Annotated in this window: 1 protein-coding gene; it reads right to left on the reverse strand. The window is 67.4% G+C overall.

Features of this window, described 5'->3' with window-relative positions; translation table 11 throughout:
• The coding region (locus ABD357_RS23855; RefSeq protein ID WP_344392769.1) for a carbohydrate ABC transporter permease at positions 1 to 860 on the reverse strand (860 nt) is incomplete at its 3' end.
• Between the last annotated feature and the right edge of the window lie 2 nt (positions 861 to 862).

An 862-nucleotide genomic window follows, 5' to 3' on the forward strand; every position in this document is an offset into this window, starting at 1 on the left:
GCCTCGCCGTACTCGTACTTGCGGAACATGGTCAGGTAGATCTCGTAGGGCAGGTTGGTGGTCTGCTTGCCGGGGCCGCCCTGGGTGATGCTGTAGACCGCGTCGAAGGTCTGCACGACGTAGATGGTGCCGAGCAGGATGCCCAGTTCCAGGTACTGGCGCAGGTGCGGCAGCGTGATGTGGCGGAAGGTTGCCAGGGGGGAGGCGCCGTCCATGCGGGCGGCTTCCAGGACGTCGTCGGGCTGGGCCTGCAGGCCGGCCAGCAGGATCAGCATCATGAACGGGGTCCACTGCCAGACCAGGGAGATCACCACGGCCGGCATCGGGTAGGACGAAATCCAGTCGATCGTGGGGCTGTTGTCGGCGCCGAAGAGGCGGTATGTGGCGTTGAGGGTGCCGTTGAGCAGGCCGTAGTCGGGGTTGTAGAGGGCGTGCTTCCACAGCAGGGAGGCGGCGACCGGCATGACGAGGAACGGTGCGATGAGCAGGGTGCGGGCCAGGCCGCGGCCGGCGAACCGGCGGTCGAGGAGCATCGCCAGGCCGAGGCCGAGGAGCACGCTGATGAGGACTACCGACGCGGTGAGTAGGGCGGTGTTGAGCACGGCTGTGCGCAGCCGCTCGTCGGTGAAGACGAACGTGAAGTTGGACAGGCCCACGAAGTGCCGGTCGCCCGGCCTGAGGATGTTCCACTGGAAGGTGGAGATGACCAGGGTGGCCACGAAGGGCAGTTGGGTGACGACGATGGTGAAGACCAGCGCCGGCAGCAGCGGGATGCGGCGCCGCCACTTGCCCACGCCGGTGGGCTTGCGGGTACGCACGGGTGGCGGTGCGGTCTTGGGTGCAGCGGTGAGCGTGGTCATGG

Origin of the sequence: Streptomyces vastus, assembly GCF_039532825.1 — a bacterium.
In the GTDB taxonomy this organism is placed as follows: Bacteria; Actinomycetota; Actinomycetes; order Streptomycetales; family Streptomycetaceae; genus Streptomyces; species Streptomyces vastus.